The organism is Ruegeria sp. CF5, from assembly GCF_056537325.1.
In genome coordinates this window covers 193,782-216,392 of record NZ_JBQFRI010000008.1, presented here as the reverse complement: position 1 = coordinate 216,392, position 22,611 = coordinate 193,782, and the positions used below count along the sequence as shown (strand labels likewise).

Sequence of the window (22,611 nt, the reverse complement as noted above, 5' to 3'; positions counted from 1 at the left end):
CGAAACATTGTGCATCTAAGCCGCCGGGAATTCCCGCTTCGCTGTGCGATTTTGCAGGTCACATGCGCGGCGGGCGATGTAGGACACAGTGCGCTGGCGCATTATCTTCGTACTGAACCTAAACAAGGAGATTACGGTATGGGCCTGCTTGTCGAAGGAAAGTGGCACGACACTTGGTACGACACGAAATCCACCGGAGGCGCCTTCAAGCGGTCCGAGGCCCAGTTTCGCAACTGGATCACGGCGGATGGCACTCCAGGACCGTCCGGAAGCGGTGGTTTCACGGCCAAGTCGGGCCGGTACCATTTGTACATCAGCTATGCCTGCCCATGGGCCCATCGGACGTTGATTTTTCGCGAACTCAAGGGGCTGACAGATCACGTTACCGTTTCCGTCGTGCATCCCGACATGCTGTCCGATGGCTGGTCGTTTGAAACCGATGATCATGGCGCCACCGGCGATCCGCTGCATGGCTTTGAGCGGGCGCATCAGATCTATACCAAGGCTGACCCTCTTTTTTCGGGCCGCGTGACCGTTCCGATTTTGTGGGACAAGCAGAAAGAGACCATCGTTTCCAACGAAAGTTCGGAAATCATCCGCATGTTCAATTCGGCTTTCGATGGCATCACGGGCAATTCAGACGATTTCTGGCCCGCGCCAATCCGGGATGAGATCGAAGACGTCAATACGCGCATCTATTCAAACGTGAACAACGGCGTCTACAAATGCGGCTTTGCGACCACGCAGGAAGCTTATGATGCGGCGGTTCATCCGCTGTTCGACACTCTGGACTGGCTCGAGGATCGCCTGTCGTCAAACCGCTATCTGATGGGGGACCGACTAACCGAGGCGGACTGGCGTCTGTTCACAACGCTGATCCGGTTCGACCCGGTCTATCACCTGCATTTCAAATGCAACCGAAAGCGGCTGATCGACTATCCGAACCTCTGGGCCTATACCCGTGAGCTGTATCAGTGGCCGGGCGTGGCATCGACGGTGAACATGAACCACATCGTCAGGCACTATCACTACAGCCACGACAGCATCAATCCGCACCGCATCATTCCGATAAACCCAGAGATCGACTATCACGCACCGCACAGGCGGGATCAGCGACCTGCCGCATAGTGTTCGACCATCGCCGCCAGATCCTCTGGCGGCGTACCGCTCTGCACATAGGCGCAGGCATTTGGACTGTGGGCAAAGATGGATCCGTCCGAGAAAAAGGTCGTGTTGGTGACGAAAATCACCCGCGCCTCTGGTCGGCGGTAACTGGCGAAATCCGCAACGGCCAGCGCGCTGCCAGCCTCCAGAACCAGATCCAGAACAATGATGTCAAAGGCGGTTCCGTATAAGGCCAGAATGGCCGCCTCCTGCGTCTCGACAAGTGTCACCTCGGCGCCCTGCCTTTCAAGGTGCCTTTGCCAGACCCGACCAAGTTCGGGGTTACTCTCAACAATCATAACTTTCATTTGCAACAACCTCGGTACTCGTGCATGAGTGGTACCGTCCCCATGATCGGTCATCCCGCCAATTCCTTAACAAAGTGTTAATGTCGCTCTCTGGTGGCCCTGCTCACGCGGATTTGCTTGTGCGGACGGCGAAAATCCGCTTGAAGCAGGCGAAACACCGGTGCCGTTGACTGAGAATCCGAATGAGCAATCAAGATACAGACCCCCGCGCCCGACGCGACCATGGTGGTGGCCTGGACAGGGCGATGAAGGCGTTCGGCGGTGCCCGATCCGATTGGATCGACCTGTCCACGGGCATCAATCCGCATCCCTATGAGGTCGCGGACCTTACCAATTCCGACTGGGCGGAATTGCCCGATCACGGTGCATTCGAAACACTTACAGAGGCTGCACGCCAGTTCTGGCGCGTACCCGATGGCGCCGCGATTCTGCCAGCCCCCGGCGCATCGGCCCTTATCGCGCGTATTCCGGTATTGGCGGCACCTAGAAGCGTCGAAATAACTCCACCGACCTACAATGAACATGCCGCCGCATTCACCGCGCAGGGCTGGCAGGTTCAGAATACCGGCCCCGCCGATGCCCGCGTTCTGGTTCACCCCAACAACCCGGACGGGCGCATCTGGACCGAGGCTGACGCCGCAGCCCCCCTGACGGTAATCGACGAGAGCTTTTGCGACGTCACGCCTGATGCTTCACTGATCCATCTGGTAGAACGCCCCGGAACGGTTGTTCTGAAAAGCTTTGGCAAGTTCTGGGGGCTGGCAGGGTTGCGGCTGGGATTTGCCATTGCCCGTCCTGACATAATTGCACGGTTGAACGATCTGACCGGCCCGTGGGCAGTATCGGGACCGGCATTGCGTGTTGGTGCCCGCGCGTTATCAGACACTGGTTGGGCCGACGCCACCCGAGTGCGGTTGGCACGGGATGCAGCGCGGCTGGATGCCCTAATGATCGACAAAGGGGCAAAGCCGGTGGGTGGAACGACCTTATTCCGATTGTACGAAGTTGAGTCAGCAATCGAGTGGCAAACGCGGCTGGCCGAAGCGCACATCTGGAGCCGTATCTTCCCCTATTCGCAAACTTTCCTCCGCCTTGGCCTGCCGCCGACCCACGGGTGGACGCGACTGGAGAAAGCGCTGTGAGCACGGCCCTCTTGCTGGCCATAGCCATGTGCCTGGACGCAGCCCTGGGCGAACCGGATTGGTTGTGGTCGCGCCTCAGACATCCCGCAGTGCTGATCGGTGCCGTAATCGGATGGCTGGACAAACAGCTGAACCACGGGCCGAACAGGCGCCTCAGAGGGGTTGCAGTGGTGATCCTGCTGGTAGCCGGCGGACTCATCCTGGGCTCGTTACTTGCGCGGCTTGGACCTGTGGCCGAAATCATCGTCTGTGCCATTCTGCTTGCCCAGAAATCACTGGTGACGCATGTGCGCGACGTGGGCGATGCGCTGCGCAGGTCGCTGCCCGAAGGCCGCGACATGGTTGCACGGATCGTCTCGCGCGATACGTCGGGCATGACGCAGGCACAGGTTGCCCGATCGGCCATCGAAAGCGCCGCCGAAAACCTCAGCGACGGGGTGATCGCACCAGCGTTCTGGTTCCTGATCGCCGGGTTGCCCGGGTTGCTGATTTACAAGGCCATCAATACCGCTGACAGCATGATCGGCTACCGCAATGAGAAATACCTGGAATTCGGCTGGGCCTCGGCCAGACTGGACGACCTGCTGAACCTTGTCCCTGCCCGGTTGACCTGTCTGATGATCGTTACCCTGTCCGGCCAATGGAACAACTGGCGAAGCATCGTCGCCGATGCGAGGCGCCATATCTCACCCAATGCCGGTTGGCCCGAAGCCGCGATGGCGCGGGCCCTGAACGTCGCACTTGCCGGGCCACGCAGCTATCACGGTCAGGTGCGGGATCTGGCCTGGGTGAACGGAAACGCGCGCAAAGAGATTGGTGCATACGAGGTTTTCCGCGCATCCGGCATGCTATGGAAGGTTTGGGGGCTTGCGCTTGGCGTCGTGTCGGTGTGGTTTGTCATAAGCCTTGTCTTTTGACGTTCAACACGGATCACCCAGACCATGCGTTTTCTTTCCGGCTTTTTTGCCCTTGCCCTGCTGTCCTCACCTGCCTTTGCGCAATGCGGCGGTGGATTTAATCAGTTTGTCAAAGGGCTGAAATCCGAAGCTGTCGGTCAAGGTTTTGACAAGGCAACGGTCAATGCGTTCTTCAAGGGCACGCAGCAGGATGCGAAGGTTCTGAAAGCCGATCGGGCGCAGGGGGTTTTCCAGAAACCGTTCATCGATTTTTCGCGCCACCTGATCTCAAAGAACCGCATTGATCGCGGACAGGCTATGGCCCGGAAATATGATACCGTCTTTGACCGGATCGAGGCCGAATACGGCGTGTCGCGCGGCGTTTTGCTGGCTTTCTGGGCGTTCGAGACGGACTATGGCGCGTTTCAGGGTGATTTCAACACGCGGAACGCTTTGGTGACGCTGGCACACGACTGCCGCCGACCTGAACTGTTCCGGCCGCAGATCTTTGCTGCAATCGAGCTGTATGAGAAGGGCAACTTTGACCCCGCCCGCACAACCGGTGCCTGGGCAGGGGAAATCGGCATGGTTCAGATGCTGCCCCGCGACATACTGGAAAACGGCGTTGATGGGGATGGTGACGGGACCGTTTCACTGAAAACCTCGGCACCGGATGCCCTACTATCGGGGGCAAAAATGCTGTCGCATCTGGGCTGGCAACCCGGTCAGCCGTGGCTGCAGGAGGTGTCTGTGCCTGCGCAGATGGACTGGTCAATATCCGGTCCCGGGAAACCGCGCCCTGTGTCCGAATGGCAGGCCATGGGCGTGACGACGCGTAACAGTTCGCTGCCCGCCAATATGCAGGCGTCACTGATTATACCACAGGGGCACAAAGGCCCCGCCTTCCTCGCCTATCCGAATTTCGACGTCTATTTCGAATGGAACCAGAGCTTTGTCTATGTGCTGACCGCCGCCTATTTCGCAACCCGGTTGGAGGGTGCACCTATCTATGATGCAGGCGCAGCCGAGCCGGGCCTGTCCGGTTCGCAGATGAAACAGCTGCAGTCGAAACTGCAGTCCCGGGGTTACGATGTTGGAAAGATCGACGGTATCCTCGGGGCCGGAACCCGCGCCGCCGTTCAGGCCGAGCAGGCACGGCTTGGACTGCCGGCGGACGCATGGCCCACGCCAGAGCTGTTGAACCGTCTCTGATCAGTCAGTTGGGGCGAACGGGATAGCGTTCGCCTTTTTCATTAATGAGGATAAGGCGACCACCACTGCGCACATACAGGTCGCATCGGCTAAATCCATTGTGAAAATCCGTACACACACTACCGTCGCTGGCGACGTGATACGTGCCATAGGCGGTTCCGCCACCATTTGCGGCGGAGTAGGTATAGGAATATGCCCCACCCGCCGAATATCGCGACTGTCCGTCGTCGTAAAAAGTCAGGGTTTGCCCAGCCAGAGCATCCAGTTCATCTGAGCTCAGCGGAACGTCGCCTTGCCGCAGGGGCCATTCCCCGGCGCCCAAAGGTGCTGCCCACATGACAGCCATGGAAAAAAGCAGAATTCGGATCATGCCTCACCCTAGCCCGGACCGCCGCGCGACAGGTGTCACTTTGCAGTGAGGGGTCAGGCGACCATGGCCTCGGCCTTTTTCAGATCAACTGAAACAAGCTGACTGACGCCCTGTTCCTGCATCGTTACACCAAAAAGACGGTCCATCCGGGCCATGGTTACCGCATGGTGGGTAATGATCAGGAAGCGTGTGTCGGTCTGACGGCACATCTCGTCTAAAAGATCGCAGAACCGAGTCACGTTTGCATCATCCAGAGGCGCATCAACCTCGTCCAGCACACAGATCGGCGCGGGGTTTGCAAGGAATACGGCAAAGATCAGCGCCATGGCGGTCAGGGTCTGCTCACCACCCGACAACAGGCTGAGTGTCGACAGTTTCTTGCCCGGCGGCTGACACATGATTTCCAGCCCAGCATCCAGCGGATCATCGCTTTCGACCATGACCAGATTGGCCTCACCACCACCAAAGAGGTGCTTGAACAGCATGGCGAAGTTGGAATTCACCTGTTCGAAGGCGGTCAACAAACGCTCGCGCCCTTCGCGGTTGAGGCTGGCGATACCGCTGCGCAGCGCTTTGACCGCTTCTTCAAGGTCCGCTTTTTCGGAGTTCAGCGCGTCGAATTCCTCCTGAACCTCCTTGGCGTCTTCTTCGGCCCGCAGGTTCACCGCGCCCATCGCATCACGCTGACGCTTGTGGCGGTTGACCTCGGCCTCAAGGGCATCGGCCGCAGGCATCCGGTCAGGATCGACATCAAGCTGGTTCAGCAGCTGATTGGGCGTCAGTTGCTGATCTTCGGCAATCCGCTCTGCGGCGGCGACGACACTTTCCCGCGCGGCTTCGCAACGGGCTTCGGCAGCAGCTCGCGCCTCGCGCATTTCCGAGGCCAAACGCTCGGCATCGCGTTCCGCTACAACTGCTTCTCGGTGATGCGTTTCAGCTTCGGCCAGCCGGTCCGCTGCTTCGGAACGGCGTGCTTCGGCAGTTTCGATCTGCTCGCTCAGTTCCTCACGCGCCTCGGCAATCTCGGCAGGTGCCGCCATGGCCTCGGTCAGTTCCTCTTCGGAACCGGTCTTGCGTTCTGACAGTTCCGCGATCCGTTTGCCCGCTGTTTCCAGACGGTGACGCCAACCGCTGAGATCCTTAGTCACCTCCTGTGCGCGCCGTGTCCGCGCCTCACCTTCGCGCCGCAATTCGTCATGGCTCGACCGGTGAGTCAGCATGGTGATCCGCGCGGCCTCGACGGTATGCTTGATGTCCTCGACATGCGCGCGTGCACTGTCGAGGTCGCCCAATCCTGCAAGCGCACTTTCGGCTTCGCGCACCTGAATGCGCGCCGACATCGCATCTTCCTTGTGACGGTCGACTGCCAATGTCAGCGTTTCCAGCTTGCCCTGCGCAAGGTTTCTATCCGCCTCGGCCCGGCTGAGCGCACGTGCCGTCTCAGCCATGCGCTGATCGGCCGTCCGACGCGCCTCACGCGCCCGGCGGTCCGCTTCGGTCACATCCGCCAATTGTTGCGACAGGGCCTCGTGCGCGGCGCGTGCGCCTTCGGCCTGTGCCTCGATCCGCGTCAATTCCTGTTTAAGCGCTTCCAGCTTGTTCAACTGTTCCAGCCGCAATGCGGCGGCACTGGGCGCATCCTCGGCCCAGGCCCTGAAACCATCCCACCGCCACAAATCACCCGAACGGGAAACAAGGCGCTGGCCGGGTTTCAACTTCTGCTGCAGACGGGCACCCAAATCGGCATCGACAAGCCCGATCTGGGCAATCCTGCGGCTCAGCCGGTCAGGGCCCGAAACATGCAACGCAAGCGGCTGCACATCGTCCGGCAAGGGCTGATCGGCGTCATAGGCCGGAACCTGCGTCCATCCCGACGGGCCGTCCCCTTCGACCAGAGGTGCCCGCAGATCATCGGCCAGAGCAGCGCCAAGCGCCTTTTCATACCCCGGCTCGACCCGCAGCAGATCAAGAACCTGCCCGCCCTCGGCCGTGTCACGCTCGACCAGCTTGGACAGTGCAGTGGTCTCGGCCCGGATCGCCCCTAGCTCACCTTCGGCCTCGGACCGCTTGGCACGGGCTTCGGCCTCGCGCGCCTGGGTATCGTTGCGCAACTCGTCGGCAGCAGCCAGAGCCTCTTCGGCGGCTTCAGCCGCTTCACGGGCTTCTTCCTCGGCCTCCTGCGCTGTTTCAAAACCCTCGCTTGCGCGGGTAACCGCGGCACGGGCCTCGTCCACAGCCGCACGGGCTTTTTCCTCTTCACCTTCAGAACGGGCCAGTGTCTTGCGGCTGTCTTCGACCAGACGCTGGGCGGATTGGTGGCGGGCAACCAGCCGCGCCATATCCTCGGTCTCTTGCGACAGGTGCTGTTCGCGTTCCTGCAGGACAGCAGCGGCTTCGTGTGCAACTTGGGCAGCTTCGGACAGTTTGTCCCCGTGGCCTTCCGCCGCCTTGGCCAGTTCGCGCGCTTCCCATTCCAACCGCTCGATCATCTCGTCCGCGTCGCGGTTCAGGCCGGTTTCACGATCAATATCGCGGCCAAGCTGCTGAATTCGTGCAGTCAGGGTTTCGATGGTCTGGCGCGCGCGACTTTCCTGATCGTTCATCGCGTCCCGCTGAACCTGCAGGCGCTGAAGGACTGCTGCCGCAATCGCCTCTTCCTCGCGCAGGGGCGGCAGCGCCTCTTCCAGTTTCGTTCTTTGTGTCGAAGCCTGTCTGGCCTCAACCTCGGCCCGGGATGCTTCGGTTGTCCGCTCGCGCAGCTTGTCCTCGGCCTGCAGGCGGGCGATGTCCGCCTCTTTCCAGCGGCGATAAAGCAACATGCCCTCGGCATTGCGCAGTTGCTCACCAATCTCGCGATAACGGGCCGCCTGCCGCGCCTGACGCGCCAGTTGCGCCAGCTGAGCACCCAACTGCTCCAACACATCATCCACGCGGGTCAGGTTCGTTTCGGTGCCCTTCAGTTTCAGCTCGGCCTCGTGCCGCCGCTGATACAGGCCCGAGATACCCGCCGCCTCTTCCAGAATGCGCCTGCGCGCCTTGGGCTTGGCGTTGATCAGTTCGGCGATCTGCCCCTGCCGGACCAGAGCGGGCGAATGCGCGCCCGTCGATGCGTCTGCAAACAGCATCTGAACGTCGCGCGCCCGAACGTCCTTGCCATTCGTTTTATAGGCACTGCCTACGTCGCGTGTGATCCGGCGCACGATCTCAAGCTGGTCGCTTTCATTGAACCCCGAAGGTGCCAGCCTCTCGGAATTGTCCAATGTCAGCATCACTTCGGCAAAGTTGCGGGCTGGTCGGCTGGCGGCACCCGCGAAAATCACGTCTTCCATGCCACCGCCACGCATCGCCTTGGGGCGGTTTTCGCCCATAACCCAGCGCAGAGCCTCAAGAAGGTTGGATTTGCCGCAGCCATTTGGACCGACGACTCCGGTCAGCCCGTCCGCAATAATCAGGTCGGTCGGGTCAACAAAGCTTTTGAAGCCGGTCAGTCTGAGTTTGGAAAACCGCAAAAGGCTGCCATCCGTGATTCCTATGGCCTTGAAGTCTGCGCAATGGATGGGGGTCGAGTCAACGTGGATGCGCAGGATATGGCCCAACAAGGCGAGTTATCCACAATATCTTGCCACATGAGGCGGCAAATCCGCCCTTTTCAATAAGGCGAGCACTCGAATACCTGATAACCGGTATCGCGATCCCCGTTTTCGAAAATGCCGTAATCGATGCACTCGTAATTCGGTACGGATATCGCGGTCAGCAACAGCCTTTCCCCGGCGGCGCGATCACATCCCAACACCCCGGTCGTTACCGCCGCATCCCCCAATACATCCAGCACCGGACACCCGGACACCTGCGCCATGGCCAGCGCCGCCCTGTCCCGGATTGGTCCCAGGCGGGGCGCATATTGCGTGTTGACGCGCACGGCCTCAGCCAGATGACCACGCACGCGCACGTCAAACACACTGCCATTCACCGCAACCCGGGTTGCAGGTACCCCCCTGAACTCGGGCGTTGCAGCAGAACAGGCCGTCAGAAAAAGAAAAAGGAGAATGCGCACCATGCGCAAGCTTTGGCAGGATTTGGTTAACAGGTTCTTTCGCCCTGTTCGTGTCCAAGAACTTCGCCCAGCCGTCTGATGCCTTCGTGAATGGTCGGCACATCCGAGCACGAAAAGCTCAGGCGAACAGTGTTGGCACCGGACCCATCGGCAAAGAACGCCTGACCGGGTACAAACGCGACCCCCACTGACTCAAGCGCACGGGCCAAAAGTGCCGCCCCGTCGCATCCCGCAGGAAGTGTCAGCCAGATGAACATGCCACCCTCGGGTCTGGTCCATTGCACCCCGTCTGGCATGTGTTCGGACAGGGCGGACAACATCGCATCCCTTCGCTGCCGATAGGCCGCGCGCAGTTTTGGAACGTGGTCTTGGAAACAACGGTCGGCGACTTCAAAAATGGCCATCTGGTTGACTGTTGATGAATGCAGATCGGCGGCCTGCTTCAACAACACCATCTGCGCGATAACCGGTTTTGCGGCAACAACCCATCCGACCCGCAGCCCCGGTGACAACGTTTTGGAGAAGCTGCCGCAATAGATCGTGCGGCAGTGTTCAATCGACCCTTTGCGTTCGATCTCAAGCGCCAGAATGGGTGGCACATCTTCACCATCAAACCGCAGGGCCTGATAGGCAGCATCCTCAATCAGAGCACAGTCCAGCTCATCCACCAGATCCAACAGGTATTTACGCCCGCGGCGATCTACCGTCTCCCCCGTCGGGTTGGCAAAATCTGCCGAGAGATAGGCGAATTTGACCCTGCCTCCTTCCGCTTTTGCTGCGGCCTGATATTCGGTGGCATCCCGGTTGCCGTTCACACTCAGTTGGTCAAATCGGGGCTCATATGCGTTAAATGCGGATAATGCGCCCAGATAGGTCGGCCAGCCCACCAGCGCGGTATCCCCAGCGGTCAGGAACAACTTGCCCAGATAGTCCAGCGCCTGCTGGGACCCGGAGGTTATCAGGACATTGTCGACATCACATGGCACCCCGATCTTTTTCATTTCGGAAACGATCCAGCGCCGCAGCGGGTGGTATCCTTCGCTTACCGAATATTGCAAGGCTTGGGATTGGTGCGCCGGATCCAAAACATGCGTGAATGCTTGGCTGAATTCTTCGGCCGGAAACAGCTTGGGATCGGGGATTCCACCTGCGAATGAAATGATCCCCGGCTGATCCAACAGCTTGAGCAACTCTCGGATTTCAGATGCCTTCATACGCGATGCGCGCGTTGCAAATAGCTGATCCAACGACATGGCTACTCCTCTGGCTGTCTGACGAAGCAGCCTAGGCAGAAGTGTATTAATGTCAATATTGCTGACCTTTTGTTTCAGCCTTTCTACGCAACCCGGCCATCTTGCAGCCATTCCAGATACGTGGTCATATGATTTGACCAATCTGAATGAATGCAAAAATGCCTTTCCAGAAAGTCCAACCCGAAAAATTGTCCACCGGAGTGATCCGCCAGATCGAGCTATTGATATTGCGCGGTATTTTGCGGCCGGGTGAGCGGCTGCCATCCGAGCGCGAATTGGCGGAGCGGCTGGGTGTTTCACGACCATCCTTGCGTGAAGCAATTTCCGAGCTGCAAGAACAGGGGCTACTAGCCGCCAGGGCCGGCTCGGGCATTTACGTGGCCGAAGTTCTGGGCTCTGCGTTTTCTCCAGCGTTGATCCGGCTGTTCAGCAGTCATGACGAGGCCATGTTCGACTATCTCTCGTTTCGCCGCGATATGGAGGGGTTGGCAGCGGAACGCGCGGCGCGGTTGGGATCGGACAGTGATCTGCAGGTGATCCAGACCATTTTCAACAAAATGGAAAGTGCCCATTCCCGGCAGGCAACCGATGAAGAGGCACATCTGGACGCCCAGTTTCATATGGCGATCATCGAAGCCAGCCATAACGTCGTGATGCTGCACATGATGCGGTCGATGTTCGATCTGTTGCGACAGGGAGTGTTCTACAACAGGCAGATCATGTTTCACCAACGCACGACACGAAACGCGATCCTTCTACAGCATCAGGCGATCAACACCGCCCTGCAATCACGCGATGCAGTTGGTGCAAGAACTGCAGTCGAAGAACATCTGAATTTTGTTGAACGCTGCATGGCCGACCATCTGAAGGCAATCAAGAACGAGGCTATTGCGCAGCAACGGCTGGAGCATGAAACCCGCCAGGATTAGGGAAGTGGCTCAGGTTTTCCGCGCACCATGCAACAGTTTGTGTTTCCAAAGCTGCAAACGCTTAAGTGGCTTGGGATCAGACTTCAGCAATTCGGGAAAAGTGCTATTGGTCTCTTTCCGTGATCTGAGTTTCAAAGGAGTACTCAGAATTTTCCTGGTCAATTCATCTGTGACTTCGGTTTTCTGCCGCTCCAGCTCGATCATGTGCAAAAGCTCGGAGTGATAGGCGTCCTGAGCTTCGGAGCGTTGCCCCTTGCGGTATCGAAACGCCCCGATCTGGGCATGGACAGGAATCATATCGGCATGTCGGGAAAACCGAAGCCAGAGCTCTCCGTCCACCGCCAGCTTCAGGGATTCATCAAGGCCACCACCCGCGCGCTGCCACAGGCCCTTTCGCCAAAAAGTGGATTCCTGCTGAATCCATTGATAATCGCCGGCCAGAAACCGAAGGTGTGAAACCGCTCTTGGTCTGTGATTGCTGAGTTGCTGATCTTCCTCGTCGATGCAGGTGACCCTGCCCGACAACCATTCCATACCGTCATTGGCGGCAAACAAAGAGCCGACAAGATCAAGCCCACCCGGCATGAGGATGTCATCCGAATTGATCCACCCCATGACATCACCGGTTGCCACTGCAAAGCCCTTGTTGACCGCGTTGGCCTGACCAGTATCCGGAGCAGATATTACATGTGCAAAGGCATCCCGATAGCGCCTGACGATTTCCATGGAACCATCCCTGCTGCCACCGTCGGACATGATCAGTTCAAGTCGGGGATAATTCTGCGCCAGTACGGACATGATTGTACGTTCCAGAAACTCCGCGCAGTTCAGGTTCGGGATCACTAGACTGATGACTGGTAGGTTTTTCATTTAACGTTCTCAACAAATCCGTCAGTCACCGGCGTCACCGGGTAAAGCATGTGCCGAAAATTAATCGGTTGAAAGCAAAACAGCACAAACGTGCTTTTCTTGCGGATCACACTCGAAGATCAGAGGTGATCAAACAGATGCTTCAACCCGGCAATTTCTGCCGGGTTGAAACATTATTCTCGGTTAGTGCAGTTTGGCACCAACATCAGCAATAGCCGCATCGATCAGCTTGTTGGCCTGTGCAGCGGTCATCTGTTTCTTGAGAACAGCGTTGGCTGCGGAAACGGCCACATTGGCAGCCTGATCGCGAACTTCCTTCACAGCAGACGCCTCGGCCGAGGCAATCTGATCTTCGGCAGCGGCCAGACGACGGGCAATCGACCGTTCCAGATCGGCCTTCGCCTGTTCAGCAGCAAGAACTGCGTCATCCTTGGCAGCTGCCACGATGGCCTGAGCCTGATCCTGAACTTCGCGCTGCTTGCGCTCATACGAGGCTAGCAGGCCACGGGCTTCTTCGTGCAGGGCGCGTGCTTCATCCAGCTCGGCCTTGATGCCTTCGGCGCGGTTGTCCAAAGCCCCGCCGATCATGCCCGGAACCTTGAAATAGAACAGAACCGCGATGAACACGATAAAGCCCAGCAGGACCACAAAATCTGTGTTGCCAAGCGAGAAGAACGGGCCGCTTGCGGCAAGTGCCGGGCTGGCCGCGCCAACGGTCAGGATAAGGGCAAGAGTATTCCGCATATCACTTATCCTTTCATCTGCGCTTCGACGGCACCGGAGATAGCGTCGGCATCCGCCTCGCCGCCCAGTGCGGTGACCAGTTCAGCCGCCGTATCTTTGGCAACCACTTGAATGCTTTCCAGCGCACCGGCACGGATTTCGGCAATTGCCTTTTCCGATTCAGCCGCTTTTGCAGCGATTTCCGCATCCGCCTTGGCAATCGCATCATCCAGTCCAGACTGGATTTCGGCGCGTGCTTCGGCAGCGATACGCTGTGCCTCAGAACGGGCATCGGCCAGCGCCTTGTTATAGGCCTCTTCGGCCTCGACCGCTTTGGCCTTCAGATCTTCGGCCGCAGCCAGGTCATTTGTAATGGTCCCCTGACGTTCAGCCAGGATTGCCGCGATGCGGGGCAGAGCCACGCGGGACAGGACCAGAAAGATGACGACCAGCGTAATGACCAGCCAGAAAATCTGGTTGGGGAACCAATCGAAGCAGAGCTGCGGCATCCCGATGGCAGAGCCATGCGAGTCGACGCACGAGCCAACTACTTCTTCTGAAATGGGTTCAGTCGCCATGATGTCCTCCGTCGGAACGTTGTCTTTACAACAGGTGGGCCGCTATGGCTTGGGCCCACCTGCGCGTAAGGATCAGGTTCCGCAGATTAGACGGCGAACATCAGCAGCAGCGAGACCAGGAATGCGAAGATCCCCAGGGCTTCTGCGAATGCGATACCGATGAACAGGGTTGCGGTCTGCGAAGCAGCCGCCGAAGGGTTGCGCAGGGCGCCGGCCAGGAAGTTGCCTGCAACGTTGCCCACCCCGATTGCGGCTGCGCCGGAACCGATTGCTGCCAGGCCTGCGCCGATGTGTGCGAGATCGCCTTCCATGATGTATCTCCTTACGAATTGGAAGTTTCGATGTTGGGGTATCGGACCTTAGTGCGAAGGATGCAGCGCATCTTTCAGATAAACACAGGTCAGAATGGTGAATACGTAGGCCTGAATGAAGGCCACCAGGACCTCAAGACCGTACATAGCGGTGATCGCCAAAACGGACACGGGCGAGATCACCGAGATCGCGGCAAAGCCTGCGAAAACCTTGATAACTGCGTGGCCTGCCATGACGTTACCGGCAAGACGAATGGAGTGGCTGACCGGACGCACGAAGTACGAGATCAGTTCGATGATCGCCAGGATCGGGCGCAGCGCCAGCGGCGCGCTGGAGACCCAGAACAGGCCCAGGAAACCGGCGCCGTTCTTGACGAAACCCAGAACGGTCACGGTCAGGAACACGGCCAGCGCCAGCGGAATGGTGACCGCAAAGTGCGAGGTTGTGGTGAACGAGGTCGGGATCAGACCCAGGAAGTTCGCCGTCACGATGAACATGAAGAGGGTCATGACATACGGAAAGAACTTGACGCCCTCTTTCCCGCAGATGTCTTCGAGCATCTTGTAGATGAAACCATAAGCCAGTTCGGCAATCGACTGCATGCGGGTCGGCACGATGGCGCGCTTTGAGGTGCTGAGCACCAGCAGGCCAAAGATCGCGGCAATCGCCAGGAACAGCCACAGCGTAACGTTAGTCGGCGTGTACCAGGCCATCTCACCGCCGAACAGCGGCTTGACGATAAACTGATCCATCGGGTGGAAAACCAGGCTGCTGCCTTCTGCTGCGGTGGTCTCAGTCGCCACGTTCAGTCCCTCTCGTCCTTATCGGTGGCCTGAGCCGCCGTTTGTTTCTCTTGAACCTCTTTCGCGCTGCGGAGCATAACCTTCACGCCCGCGACAAGGCCCAGCAATGTGAACAGCACCAGAAAGATCGGGATCGTCCCGAACAGGCTGTCCAGCCCGTATCCGATGCCAAATCCGATCCCCAGACCGGATACCATTTCGATGACCATCCTCCAGGCAAGCTCACCCCCGGACACGTCAGCATCCGCACGAGGCTTCGGCTCTTTCGCCTTTTTTGCCGCTTCGATCTTGGCCTCCAGCTGCGCCATACGCTGCTTTTGGTCATCATCGGTCACGGGCGTTTCCCTCGTACAGTCTTGGGTAGGGTGCTAAGGCGCGCAGCGCGCAGAGTCAACGGTGTTGAGCACATGGCGCGACGGCGGATAAGTCCAAGATTTTTATGCTAAAAATCTTGGACCCGCAGAACGGCAGCGATGCGCTGATCCTGTCGATCGGATGGATTGGCCTGAATCCGCATATTCAACCAAATGGTTGATCTTTGCGCGCCCACCAGTAGCTTGCCTGGGGCGTTAACCTCAAATCCGCCATTGGCACTTTCAACCCAACCGCAATAAAAGAGATTGTTGCATCTGCGCCCTCAGGGGGCACCCGCGAAACAAGATGCGCGTGAGAACATGAGGGCAGAGAATGAGTAACGTGGTTTGGCTGAGCAATATCTACCGTAGCTCTTCCGCAGAACGTGGATACAGACCGATTGGATACCCAGACGTAGTAAACCCGCCTCTCGACAATGAAGTTGGCGTGGCATTTCGTTCTGTGACAAGGCGGCAAAAGAATCATCAGCACATTGATGACCACGAGTTTCCAAAACAGCTCTATGCCGTGAAACGATGGGCCGATCACAAACGTCCTAAACGCCATATTCTGAGTGCCGGCGGTGCGTTGGTTGTGTCATCGACATCTGCTGAAATCCTGCGTGAACACGATATGGGGAGATCAAGACTGGTGCCGGTCGATCTTCTTCATCCAGACCAAAAAACCAAGCTGGCGGGCGATTGGTTTTATCTCGCACTGGGGGACGGCAAGCCTTGCTTCAGGGCAAATATCTCAAAGGGTGTAACACCGCTTGGAGATCCGGTCGCATTCTTCTCAATCAACAATGCAGGTCATGTTAGCGATGAGGATCTAGTGTTCTCAAAAGACGTCCTTGGCGGGCCAGATATTTGGTTCGACCCATCGATTATTGCAGCCCCAATCCTGAGTGATCGCCTCGCCAATGCCCTAAAGGCTGCGAAAGTGGCAAAGGACTGGGATCTGTTATGCTGCAAAGTGATTTCGGGATAAAGCCATGTCAAACGACCTCGATACCGTCTTCGCCGCCCTTGCCGATCCAACCAGACGCGCCATTCTGGCGATGCTGCTGGAGGATGATATGGCTGTGACAGATGTGGCCGAGCCGTTCGATATGTCACTGGCCGCCATCTCAAAGCATCTGGTCATTCTGACAAAGGCGGGGCTGATTTCTCAGGAAAAGCGCGGGCGGGTGAAGTGGTGCAAGCTGGAGCCGGACGCGATGCGTGCCGCATCCATCTGGATGCAGGGCTTTGGCCAATTCGAACCCGTCAATCTGGACGCGTTCGAGCGATTTCTGGCGGTGGAACTGCCAAGCGGCGACGAGACCGAAGCATCCAAGTAAACGTCAGTGCGCGTTGGCGCGCTGCGTTTCCTCGGGCTTGAGAAGCATAAGCAGCGCAACGATTGTCAGGGCAATTCCGATCAGTACGAACCCTGTCGGCGCACCGTTGCCAAGCGCAATCTCCCAGAGAATGACCCAACTGGGCGTCAGATAAGTATAGGCCATGACCTTGGCTGACGGCAGGCAAAGAGTTGCATATTGCAGCAGCACGAAGGTTGCAGCACTTGCAAAAACCGCCACATAGATCAGCCCGATCCAGACGATCATCGGCAGGTTCGCCCAATCGGTTTCCAGAATATCGGACCAGCCGAACACAGTCAGGACCAGACACCCCGCCAGCAAGGTCCCAAAGGTGAACACGACTGCGGGTTCACCCCGGTTCAGCTTGCGCACCATCGGTGTATAGATCGCATGCGCGGCACAGCCCCAGAAATAGATGATCTCACCCACGCCAATCTCGAATGCGTGGAAAGCCTGCCAGTCCGCCCGAAAAATCACCCATAACGCGCCGATCGCCCCGATCGTCAGCGCGGTCGCCATGTGCCAGGTGGTGATCTGTCTGAGCAGCACCCACCCCGCAACGGCCGACATGACGGGGGTAAGGGTGAAAACGGCCGCCGCACTAACCGGCGGTGCGGTCTTGAGCCCCTCGAACATCAGCACAAAATAGGTGGCAAACAGCCCCCCCAGCACAAAATACCGCCACGGTGCCTGCGCGGCAGTTTTGGGCAATCCGGTCGTAGCCTGCGCCGCCACACCGATCACAACCGCCGCGAGGGCAAATCTTGCCGCGTTCAACGCAGCGGGCGCAATCTCATTTGCGATCATGGAGCCAAGCGAAAAGCTGCCCGCCACCAACGCCGAAAATGTAAGCATGGCCAGATGGCCGCGGGCCTGCGGGCTCACGGCAGCCAGTCCCGCGATTGTTCCTTCAGGTATTTGAGAAAGGCCTGAACCTTGGTGGTTCGATGCAAATCCACATGTGTGACCAGCCACAGCTTGCCCGACCATTCGGGCAAGGGCTCCATGACCTCTGTAAGCTCGGGCTGACGCGCCGCTTCCCATCGCGCCATAAAGCCGATACCAGCCCCCGCCAGCACCGCTTCGCGCATCGTAAAGTTGTTGGTGCACCGGAACGTAATGGCCTCGGCCGGCGCGTTTGCACGCAACCACTGGGCAAATGGCGCACGACTGTTTTCATCGTCATTGCCGACGAAGAGGTGATTGGCAAAGTCATCGACACCCTTTGGCTTGCCATGGCGGGCGACATATTCCTTGCTGGCGTATAGCCCGACTTCCTGCGCGACGAATGGCTGGACTACGTTGTCCGGCTGATCCGGTGCCGCACCGGCCCGAATGGCCACATGCGCCTCACCATATTCCAGCCGGAACAACCGATCCCCGGTCAGGTAACGTACGATCAGATCGGGATGCATACGCTGGAACTCACTCAATGTGGGTACAACCAGCGGTGCCACTGACGCCAGAGATGTCACGACCAATTCGCCGGATACGTCATCGCCACGGCCTTTCATACGCCCGACCAGTTGATTGAACTGATCCTCAGTGGCCTGCGCAACACGCAAGAGATCCTCTCCCGCCTCAGTCGGCGTATAGCCCCGGGCGTGGCGCTGGAACAATTTGACCCCCAGCCGCATTTCGATCGCGTCGATATGCCGGATCACTGTGGCGTGGTGCACACCCAGAACTTCGGCGGCACCGCTGACGGTACCCATTCGGGCAACCTGATATGCCGTCCTTACTTCGTCCCAGTTGTCCATGTGAAAGTCACCGCTGTGCAAATTCCAACAATCAGTGTTGATATATCCGAGTTTTGTTCGCAGGCGCAACATTCATATTGACAGCACCAACAGATTCCCTCCGATCAAAGGACCCTGAAACATGACCAAGACGATACTCCACATCGATGCCTCTGCCCGTCGCGCAGGGTCTGCCACGCGAGAACTGTCCGACAGCATCGTTAAGCATCTGGGCGCAGGTCGCATAATCCGCCGTGATCTGGCCTCGCCATTGCCACTGCTGACCGAAGACTGGATCAACGCGAACTTCACCCCTGCCGATCAGCGCGATGAAGTGCAGCGTGATCAGCTGGCCCTTTCGGATGAACTGGTCAATGAGCTGCAGCAGGCGGACACCGTTGTAATCGGCCTGCCGATCTACAACTTCTCGGTACCGGCCGCGTTCAAGGCGTGGATTGACCTTGTCGCCCGCGTAGGCCTCACTTTCGCGTATACCGAAAACGGGCCGGCGGGCCTGCTGGAAGATAAGCGGGCGATTCTTGCCATCGCTTCAGGCGGAACCGCCGTCGACTCGGAAATCGACTTTGCAACCGGTTACGTTCGCCACGTGCTGGGCTTTATTGGCATCCGGAATGTCGACGTTGTTGCCGCTGACCAGATGGCAATAGATCCTGAGGTCGCATTGACCACAGCGCGCAACGCAGTAACCGAACTGGCCGCCTGATCCCGACTGCCTTCTTCTGTTCAAAATACCTTCCACCTCGGGTACGCGCCGCAAGGCGCGTACCCTCAAGGCATCCAGCTTACCTCACATCCGATCCGGTCAAAAAACGCAAAAAAATCGGATCGACCCAGCGCAACGGTCCGATCATTGACCAAGGGGTGCACGTAAATGACATCCGCCTCTTTGGCTGCTGCATCCATGAAAAACCGCACATTATTCCCAACCCCGTTGATCATCGCCAGCGGACTGACCGCACCGGGGCGAATACCAAGGTTCTGAAACAGACGATCTGCCGAACCAAAGGACAGGGTCCCGACGCCAAGTTCCGCGCCCAGCGCCTTGAGGTCAATCTCACGGCTTTGTTCCAGCGTCACCAGATAGTTCCGTTTCTTCTTGTCGCGCAGATACAGATTCTTCACCCTCAACGCGTTTTCGCCGGAAACCATGAACTGATCTTCGACCGCTTTGGCCTCTTCTACCGTGCGCAGCGGCACATGCGTATGCAGGCGATAGGTCAGCCCCCAATCGTCCATCTGCGCCAACAGCGCATCGGAACTGAGCGGCAATGAGTCCTGAAAATCCGATGATGCATCCATGAGAGCCTCCTGCTATCCTGTTGCCGCTCTTGCAGGGAAAGGCCATCGGGTTCAAGACCCGCCTGTCGTGTCTGCCTTGACTCTGATCCAAATCCAACATAACGACTGCCCAACATCCGGAAGAGACGATCCTTCCGGTCCCTTGAGTCATTCAGGGATCGCCCCCCACCAGCGTGTTACGCCCGTGGGGGCGTTTGTGCATTGAACCGTCTGCCCTTAGATAAAGGGCGCCATCAGTTAACCGGCGTAGGAGGCCGAAGGCATGTTTGAAAATCTATCCGAACGCCTCTCTGGCGTCTTTGACCGGCTGACCAAACAGGGCGCCCTGTCCGAAGAAGACGTAAAGACCGCCCTTCGCGAAGTGCGCGTGGCCCTGCTTGAGGCCGACGTCTCGTTGCCGGTGGCCCGCGAATTCGTCAAGAAGGTTCAGGATCAGGCAACTGGTCAGGCAGTAACCAAGTCGATCACACCGGGCCAGCAGGTCGTCAAGATCGTGCATGATGCGCTGGTCGACGTGCTGCGTGGAGAAGAAGACCCCGGCAAGCTGAAGATCGACAACCCGCCCGCGCCGATCCTGATGGTTGGTCTGCAAGGCTCGGGTAAGACGACCACCACCGGGAAACTGGCCAAGCGCCTGAAAGAAAAAGAAGGCAAGAAGGTCCTTATGGCCTCGCTGGACGTCTACCGCCCGGCGGCGATGGATCAGCTGGCGGTTCTTGGCACTCAGGTTGGCGTGGATACTCTGCCGATCGTGCCGGGCCAGAAGCCTGTCGATATCGCCAAGCGCGCCAAGCAGCAGGCAACACTGGGTGGTTACGACGTCTATATGCTCGACACGGCGGGCCGTCTGCACATCGATGAAGTGCTGATGGACGAGGTCGAGCAGGTCCGCAACGCGGTTGACCCGCGCGAAACCCTGCTGGTCGTCGACGGCCTGACTGGTCAGGTTGCCGTCGAGGTGGCCGAGGAATTCGACGCCAAGGTCGGCATCTCGGGCGTGGTCCTGACCCGGATGGATGGTGACGGGCGCGGTGGTGCGGCACTGTCGATGCGTGCGGTTACCGGCAAGCCGATCCGCTTTGTCGGTCTGGGCGAGAAGATGGACGCGCTGGAGACCTTCGAGCCGGACCGGATTGCAGGTCGTATTCTGGGCATGGGCGACATCGTTGCCCTGGTCGAAAAAGCCCAAGAAACGATGGAGATGGAACAGACCGAGCGCATGATGAAGCGCATGGTCAAAGGTCAGTTCAACATGAACGACCTGAAAATGCAGCTGGAACAGATGATCCAGATGGGCGGCATGCAGGGCATGATGGGCATGATGCCGGGCATGGGCAAAATGGCCAAGCAGATGGATCAGGCCGGCCTTGACGACAAGATCCTGCGCCAGCAGATCGCCTTGATCCAATCCATGACCAAACGCGAGCGCGCCAACCCGCAACTGCTGCAGGCAAGCCGCAAGAAACGCATCGCCGCAGGTTCGGGGATGGAGGTTAGCGACCTCAACAAGCTGCTCAAGATGCACCGGCAGATGTCGGACATGATGAAGAAGATGGGCAAGATGGGTAAAGGCAAAATGCTGAAACAGGCCATGAAGGGCATGTTCGGCAAAGGCGGCCCCAGCCCCGAGGAAATGGCCGCAGGTATGGACCCCAAAGCGCTGGAACAGGCGGCCAAAGCGATGGGCGGCAAGATGCCCGGTGGTCTGCCCGGAATGGGCGGCGGCATGGCCCTGCCCCCGGGTCTGAGCGGTTTCGGGAAGAAAAAGTAAGTGACCGCCCTTGCGCATCATATCCCACGGCTTGAGACCGAGCGCCTGATCCTGCGCGCGCCGTCCGAGGCCGATTTCGAGGCCGAGGCTGAATTCTTCGCCTCCGATGCCTCGAAATTTGTCGGCGGGCCACTGCGCCCCGACGAAACATGGCGCTCGATTGCCATGCTGTTGGGGCATTGGGAGTTGCGCGGATATGGGTTCTGGGGCGTCGAGGAAAAAGACACCGGCACGTATGTCGGTCATGTCGGCCTGTGGTTCCCGCATGGTTGGCCCGAGCCGGAAATTGGCTGGACCCTTATGAACAACGCGACCGGTAAAGGTTATGCGACCGAGGCTGCACTGGCCGCGCGGACCCATGCCTATGACATACTGGGCTGGGACACGGCGATCTCTCTGATCGACCCGGATAATCACGCCAGCAAGGCCGTGGCCACACGACTGGGTGCAAAATTCGACTACCATTACGAGCACCCCAAGTTCGGCACCACCGAAATCTGGCGTCACCCTGCCCCCGCTGATCTGGTGAATGGCGGGATGGAGGCCTACGCATGACCTCGTTCACCATCCCCACCGTCGAAACAGATCGTCTGATCCTACGGGCCCCGCATTTGGGCGACCTGCCCGCGATGACCGCATTCTTTGCGACCGAGCGCAGCCACATGGTTGGCGGACCCAAGGACGAATTGGGCAGCTGGAGTTCGCTTGCCAGCCGCCTTGGACATTGGGCGTTAAAGGGCTTTGGCCTGTGGCACCTGACCGAGAAAGCCAGCGGCGCATTCGTTGGCTGGGCGGGCATGATCGACGCTCCCGGATGGGCGGAACCCGAGTTGGGCTGGACCCTGATGGCTGAGGCCGAAGGCAAAGGGCTGGGCTTTGAAGCCGCGCAGGCGGCGCGCGATTATGCGGCACGGCATCAGGGACTGAATGGAGTGATCTCATACATCGCCCGTGCCAATGACCGGTCGCGCGCTTTGGCTGAACGCCTTGGCGCCGCTCTGGAGCTTGAGAATGCCGAGCTATTGGGCAAACGCGCCCAGATTTGGCGCCACCCGCTGATCGACATAACGACCGACAAGAGGACCGGCCAATGACCAACCCCGTGACACAGGCTGCCACGCTGTTGAAAGAGCATCGCGAAAGCATCGACCGGCTGGACGCGATCCTTGTCTATACGCTGGGCGAGCGGTTCAAACACACACAAGCCGTTGGCAAACTGAAAGCGGCACACGACCTTCCCCCGTCCGATCCCTCGCGCGAGGCCGCGCAGATCGCACGGTTAGAAGACCTGGCGAAAGAGGCCGATCTGGACCCCGACTTCGCCAAGGCTTTCTTGAATTTCATCATTCAGGAAGTCATCCGGCACCACAAGAAACACCAGAACTAAACCGGGCACATCCCGGCTCTAACAAAGACACGCCTCTGGCGTGATGCCATTCAAAGGAGATAC

At 58.6% G+C, this 22,611-nt stretch carries 26 protein-coding genes; 12 read left to right on the top strand and 14 right to left on the bottom strand.

What is annotated here, in order from left to right; genetic code table 11:
• Window positions 1-138: 138 nt before the first annotated feature.
• Window positions 139-1,128 carry a glutathione S-transferase family protein gene (locus ACR0NW_RS18345; RefSeq protein WP_480451946.1) on the top strand — a complete coding sequence of 330 codons (990 nt, stop codon included), beginning with the start codon at window positions 139-141 and terminating at the stop codon, window positions 1,126-1,128.
• On the opposite strand, the gene ACR0NW_RS18340 is transcribed toward ACR0NW_RS18345, so the two are convergent.
• Entirely contained in the window at window positions 1,110-1,472 is a 363-nt protein-coding gene (locus tag ACR0NW_RS18340) for a response regulator (protein WP_170654047.1), read from the bottom strand. The two genes, ACR0NW_RS18345 and ACR0NW_RS18340, sit on opposite strands and share 19 nt — an antisense overlap.
• 182 nt (window positions 1,473-1,654) lie before the next feature.
• Here ACR0NW_RS18340 and ACR0NW_RS18335 point away from each other — a divergent pair, with 182 nt between their 5' ends.
• Genes ACR0NW_RS18335 through ACR0NW_RS18325 form a run of 3 tightly spaced genes read left to right on the top strand, consistent with a single transcriptional unit; the run spans window position 1,655 to window position 4,722 of the window.
• Window positions 1,655-2,614: a threonine-phosphate decarboxylase gene (locus ACR0NW_RS18335; RefSeq protein WP_480451944.1), complete on the top strand. Its 960-nt coding sequence runs from the start codon at window positions 1,655-1,657 to the stop codon at window positions 2,612-2,614.
• The gene (gene cbiB / locus ACR0NW_RS18330; RefSeq protein WP_480451943.1) at window positions 2,611-3,531 is read left to right on the top strand and encodes an adenosylcobinamide-phosphate synthase CbiB; all 921 of its coding nucleotides are present in this window, start codon (window positions 2,611-2,613) and stop codon (window positions 3,529-3,531) included. The genes ACR0NW_RS18335 and cbiB overlap by 4 nt, the downstream gene beginning before the upstream one ends.
• A gap of 24 nt (window positions 3,532-3,555) precedes the next feature.
• Window positions 3,556-4,722 (top strand): lytic murein transglycosylase, encoded by a 1,167-nt coding sequence (locus ACR0NW_RS18325; protein ID WP_480451941.1) that lies wholly within the window; start codon window positions 3,556-3,558, stop codon window positions 4,720-4,722.
• A gap of 4 nt (window positions 4,723-4,726) precedes the next feature.
• Here the strand turns inward: ACR0NW_RS18325 and ACR0NW_RS18320 are convergent, their stop codons facing one another.
• From ACR0NW_RS18320 to ACR0NW_RS18305, 4 genes are all read right to left on the bottom strand, one after another.
• Window positions 4,727-5,092 carry a hypothetical protein gene (locus ACR0NW_RS18320; RefSeq protein WP_480451940.1) on the bottom strand — a complete coding sequence of 122 codons (366 nt, stop codon included), beginning with the start codon at window positions 5,090-5,092 and terminating at the stop codon, window positions 4,727-4,729.
• Window positions 5,093-5,145: 53 nt separating this feature from the next.
• On the bottom strand, window positions 5,146-8,601 hold the full coding sequence (locus ACR0NW_RS18315) for a chromosome segregation SMC family protein (RefSeq protein WP_480452011.1): 3,456 nt from the start codon (window positions 8,599-8,601) through the stop codon (window positions 5,146-5,148).
• A gap of 140 nt (window positions 8,602-8,741) precedes the next feature.
• The gene (locus ACR0NW_RS18310; protein WP_480451939.1) at window positions 8,742-9,149 is read right to left on the bottom strand and encodes a hypothetical protein; all 408 of its coding nucleotides are present in this window, start codon (window positions 9,147-9,149) and stop codon (window positions 8,742-8,744) included.
• 23 nt (window positions 9,150-9,172) lie between these two features.
• Window positions 9,173-10,399, bottom strand: coding sequence for an aminotransferase-like domain-containing protein (locus tag ACR0NW_RS18305; RefSeq protein ID WP_480451937.1), 1,227 nt, complete (start codon window positions 10,397-10,399; stop codon window positions 9,173-9,175).
• Window positions 10,400-10,557: 158 nt separating this feature from the next.
• On the opposite strand from ACR0NW_RS18305, the gene ACR0NW_RS18300 reads away from it, so the two are divergent.
• Window positions 10,558-11,328 (top strand): FadR/GntR family transcriptional regulator, encoded by a 771-nt coding sequence (locus ACR0NW_RS18300; protein WP_480451936.1) that lies wholly within the window; start codon window positions 10,558-10,560, stop codon window positions 11,326-11,328.
• A gap of 9 nt (window positions 11,329-11,337) precedes the next feature.
• Here ACR0NW_RS18300 and ACR0NW_RS18295 read toward each other — a convergent pair whose 3' ends face one another.
• The 6 genes from ACR0NW_RS18295 to ACR0NW_RS18270 form a co-directional block, all read right to left on the bottom strand.
• Window positions 11,338-12,198 (bottom strand): glycosyltransferase family 2 protein, encoded by an 861-nt coding sequence (locus tag ACR0NW_RS18295; RefSeq protein WP_480451934.1) that lies wholly within the window; start codon window positions 12,196-12,198, stop codon window positions 11,338-11,340.
• A 183-nt stretch (window positions 12,199-12,381) separates the two neighbouring features.
• Window positions 12,382-12,942 carry a F0F1 ATP synthase subunit B gene (locus ACR0NW_RS18290; RefSeq protein ID WP_170654066.1) on the bottom strand — a complete coding sequence of 187 codons (561 nt, stop codon included), beginning with the start codon at window positions 12,940-12,942 and terminating at the stop codon, window positions 12,382-12,384.
• Between the two features lie 5 nt (window positions 12,943-12,947).
• Entirely contained in the window at window positions 12,948-13,499 is a 552-nt protein-coding gene (locus tag ACR0NW_RS18285) for a F0F1 ATP synthase subunit B' (protein ID WP_170654068.1), read from the bottom strand.
• Between the two features lie 86 nt (window positions 13,500-13,585).
• Complete coding sequence (locus ACR0NW_RS18280; RefSeq protein ID WP_005981269.1) at window positions 13,586-13,810, bottom strand: F0F1 ATP synthase subunit C; 225 nt, start codon at window positions 13,808-13,810, stop codon at window positions 13,586-13,588.
• A gap of 48 nt (window positions 13,811-13,858) precedes the next feature.
• Window positions 13,859-14,614 (bottom strand): F0F1 ATP synthase subunit A, encoded by a 756-nt coding sequence (locus tag ACR0NW_RS18275; protein ID WP_170654070.1) that lies wholly within the window; start codon window positions 14,612-14,614, stop codon window positions 13,859-13,861.
• A 2-nt stretch (window positions 14,615-14,616) separates the two neighbouring features.
• Window positions 14,617-14,949 carry an AtpZ/AtpI family protein gene (locus tag ACR0NW_RS18270; RefSeq protein WP_480451933.1) on the bottom strand — a complete coding sequence of 111 codons (333 nt, stop codon included), beginning with the start codon at window positions 14,947-14,949 and terminating at the stop codon, window positions 14,617-14,619.
• 352 nt (window positions 14,950-15,301) lie between these two features.
• Between ACR0NW_RS18270 and ACR0NW_RS18265 the strand changes: the two genes are divergently transcribed.
• Both ACR0NW_RS18265 and ACR0NW_RS18260 read left to right on the top strand, forming a co-directional pair.
• Entirely contained in the window at window positions 15,302-15,958 is a 657-nt protein-coding gene (locus ACR0NW_RS18265) for a hypothetical protein (RefSeq protein WP_480451931.1), read from the top strand.
• Between the two features lie 4 nt (window positions 15,959-15,962).
• Complete coding sequence (locus ACR0NW_RS18260; RefSeq protein ID WP_480451930.1) at window positions 15,963-16,310, top strand: ArsR/SmtB family transcription factor; 348 nt, start codon at window positions 15,963-15,965, stop codon at window positions 16,308-16,310.
• A gap of 3 nt (window positions 16,311-16,313) precedes the next feature.
• Here the strand turns inward: ACR0NW_RS18260 and ACR0NW_RS18255 are convergent, their stop codons facing one another.
• Together ACR0NW_RS18255 and ACR0NW_RS18250 are read right to left on the bottom strand one after the other, a co-directional pair.
• Window positions 16,314-17,216, bottom strand: coding sequence for a DMT family transporter (locus ACR0NW_RS18255; RefSeq protein ID WP_480451929.1), 903 nt, complete (start codon window positions 17,214-17,216; stop codon window positions 16,314-16,316).
• Window positions 17,213-18,091, bottom strand: a complete 879-nt coding sequence (locus ACR0NW_RS18250) for a LysR family transcriptional regulator (RefSeq protein ID WP_480451927.1) — start codon at window positions 18,089-18,091, stop codon at window positions 17,213-17,215. Before ACR0NW_RS18250 ends, ACR0NW_RS18255 begins: the two co-directional genes overlap by 4 nt.
• A 121-nt stretch (window positions 18,092-18,212) precedes the next feature.
• On the opposite strand from ACR0NW_RS18250, the gene ACR0NW_RS18245 reads away from it, so the two are divergent.
• Window positions 18,213-18,794 (top strand): FMN-dependent NADH-azoreductase, encoded by a 582-nt coding sequence (locus ACR0NW_RS18245; protein ID WP_480451926.1) that lies wholly within the window; start codon window positions 18,213-18,215, stop codon window positions 18,792-18,794.
• Window positions 18,795-18,859: 65 nt separating this feature from the next.
• Here the strand turns inward: ACR0NW_RS18245 and ACR0NW_RS18240 are convergent, their stop codons facing one another.
• Entirely contained in the window at window positions 18,860-19,390 is a 531-nt protein-coding gene (locus ACR0NW_RS18240; RefSeq protein ID WP_480451924.1) for a prolyl-tRNA synthetase associated domain-containing protein, read from the bottom strand.
• 262 nt (window positions 19,391-19,652) lie between these two features.
• Here ACR0NW_RS18240 and ffh point away from each other — a divergent pair, with 262 nt between their 5' ends.
• From ffh to ACR0NW_RS18220, 4 genes are read left to right on the top strand one after another with little or no spacing between them, the layout of a single operon-like run.
• Entirely contained in the window at window positions 19,653-21,161 is a 1,509-nt protein-coding gene (gene ffh / locus ACR0NW_RS18235; RefSeq protein ID WP_170654087.1) for a signal recognition particle protein, read from the top strand.
• Complete coding sequence (locus ACR0NW_RS18230; protein ID WP_480451923.1) at window positions 21,162-21,716, top strand: GNAT family N-acetyltransferase; 555 nt, start codon at window positions 21,162-21,164, stop codon at window positions 21,714-21,716.
• Window positions 21,713-22,255, top strand: coding sequence for a GNAT family N-acetyltransferase (locus ACR0NW_RS18225; protein WP_480451922.1), 543 nt, complete (start codon window positions 21,713-21,715; stop codon window positions 22,253-22,255). The genes ACR0NW_RS18230 and ACR0NW_RS18225 overlap by 4 nt, the downstream gene beginning before the upstream one ends.
• Window positions 22,252-22,548, top strand: a complete 297-nt coding sequence (locus ACR0NW_RS18220; RefSeq protein ID WP_074737903.1) for a chorismate mutase — start codon at window positions 22,252-22,254, stop codon at window positions 22,546-22,548. Before ACR0NW_RS18225 ends, ACR0NW_RS18220 begins: the two co-directional genes overlap by 4 nt.
• The last annotated feature ends 63 nt before the right edge of the window (window positions 22,549-22,611 follow it).

Bases quoted from the DNA above. Each gene is read 5' to 3' on its own strand.
- ACR0NW_RS18320 (WP_480451940.1), bottom strand. From the start codon at position 5,092: ATGATCCGAATTCTGCTTTTTTCCATGGCTGTCATGTGGGCAGCACCT.
- ACR0NW_RS18300 (WP_480451936.1), top strand. From the start codon at position 10,558: ATGCCTTTCCAGAAAGTCCAACCCGAAAAATTGTCCACCGGAGTGATC.
- ACR0NW_RS18250 (WP_480451927.1), bottom strand. From the start codon at position 18,091: ATGGACAACTGGGACGAAGTAAGGACGGCATATCAGGTTGCCCGAATG.
- ACR0NW_RS18310 (WP_480451939.1), bottom strand. From the start codon at position 9,149: ATGGTGCGCATTCTCCTTTTTCTTTTTCTGACGGCCTGTTCTGCTGCA.
- ACR0NW_RS18245 (WP_480451926.1), top strand. From the start codon at position 18,213: ATGACCAAGACGATACTCCACATCGATGCCTCTGCCCGTCGCGCAGGG.
- ACR0NW_RS18280 (WP_005981269.1), bottom strand. From the start codon at position 13,810: ATGGAAGGCGATCTCGCACACATCGGCGCAGGCCTGGCAGCAATCGGT.
- ACR0NW_RS18225 (WP_480451922.1), top strand. From the start codon at position 21,713: ATGACCTCGTTCACCATCCCCACCGTCGAAACAGATCGTCTGATCCTA.
- ACR0NW_RS18335 (WP_480451944.1), top strand. From the start codon at position 1,655: ATGAGCAATCAAGATACAGACCCCCGCGCCCGACGCGACCATGGTGGT.
- ACR0NW_RS18295 (WP_480451934.1), bottom strand. From the start codon at position 12,198: ATGAAAAACCTACCAGTCATCAGTCTAGTGATCCCGAACCTGAACTGC.
- ACR0NW_RS18340 (WP_170654047.1), bottom strand. From the start codon at position 1,472: ATGAAAGTTATGATTGTTGAGAGTAACCCCGAACTTGGTCGGGTCTGG.
- ACR0NW_RS18305 (WP_480451937.1), bottom strand. From the start codon at position 10,399: ATGTCGTTGGATCAGCTATTTGCAACGCGCGCATCGCGTATGAAGGCA.
- ACR0NW_RS18240 (WP_480451924.1), bottom strand. From the start codon at position 19,390: ATGGATGCATCATCGGATTTTCAGGACTCATTGCCGCTCAGTTCCGAT.
- ffh (WP_170654087.1), top strand. From the start codon at position 19,653: ATGTTTGAAAATCTATCCGAACGCCTCTCTGGCGTCTTTGACCGGCTG.
- ACR0NW_RS18285 (WP_170654068.1), bottom strand. From the start codon at position 13,499: ATGGCGACTGAACCCATTTCAGAAGAAGTAGTTGGCTCGTGCGTCGAC.
- ACR0NW_RS18325 (WP_480451941.1), top strand. From the start codon at position 3,556: ATGCGTTTTCTTTCCGGCTTTTTTGCCCTTGCCCTGCTGTCCTCACCT.
- ACR0NW_RS18220 (WP_074737903.1), top strand. From the start codon at position 22,252: ATGACCAACCCCGTGACACAGGCTGCCACGCTGTTGAAAGAGCATCGC.
- ACR0NW_RS18265 (WP_480451931.1), top strand. From the start codon at position 15,302: ATGAGTAACGTGGTTTGGCTGAGCAATATCTACCGTAGCTCTTCCGCA.
- ACR0NW_RS18290 (WP_170654066.1), bottom strand. From the start codon at position 12,942: ATGCGGAATACTCTTGCCCTTATCCTGACCGTTGGCGCGGCCAGCCCG.
- ACR0NW_RS18260 (WP_480451930.1), top strand. From the start codon at position 15,963: ATGTCAAACGACCTCGATACCGTCTTCGCCGCCCTTGCCGATCCAACC.
- ACR0NW_RS18345 (WP_480451946.1), top strand. From the start codon at position 139: ATGGGCCTGCTTGTCGAAGGAAAGTGGCACGACACTTGGTACGACACG.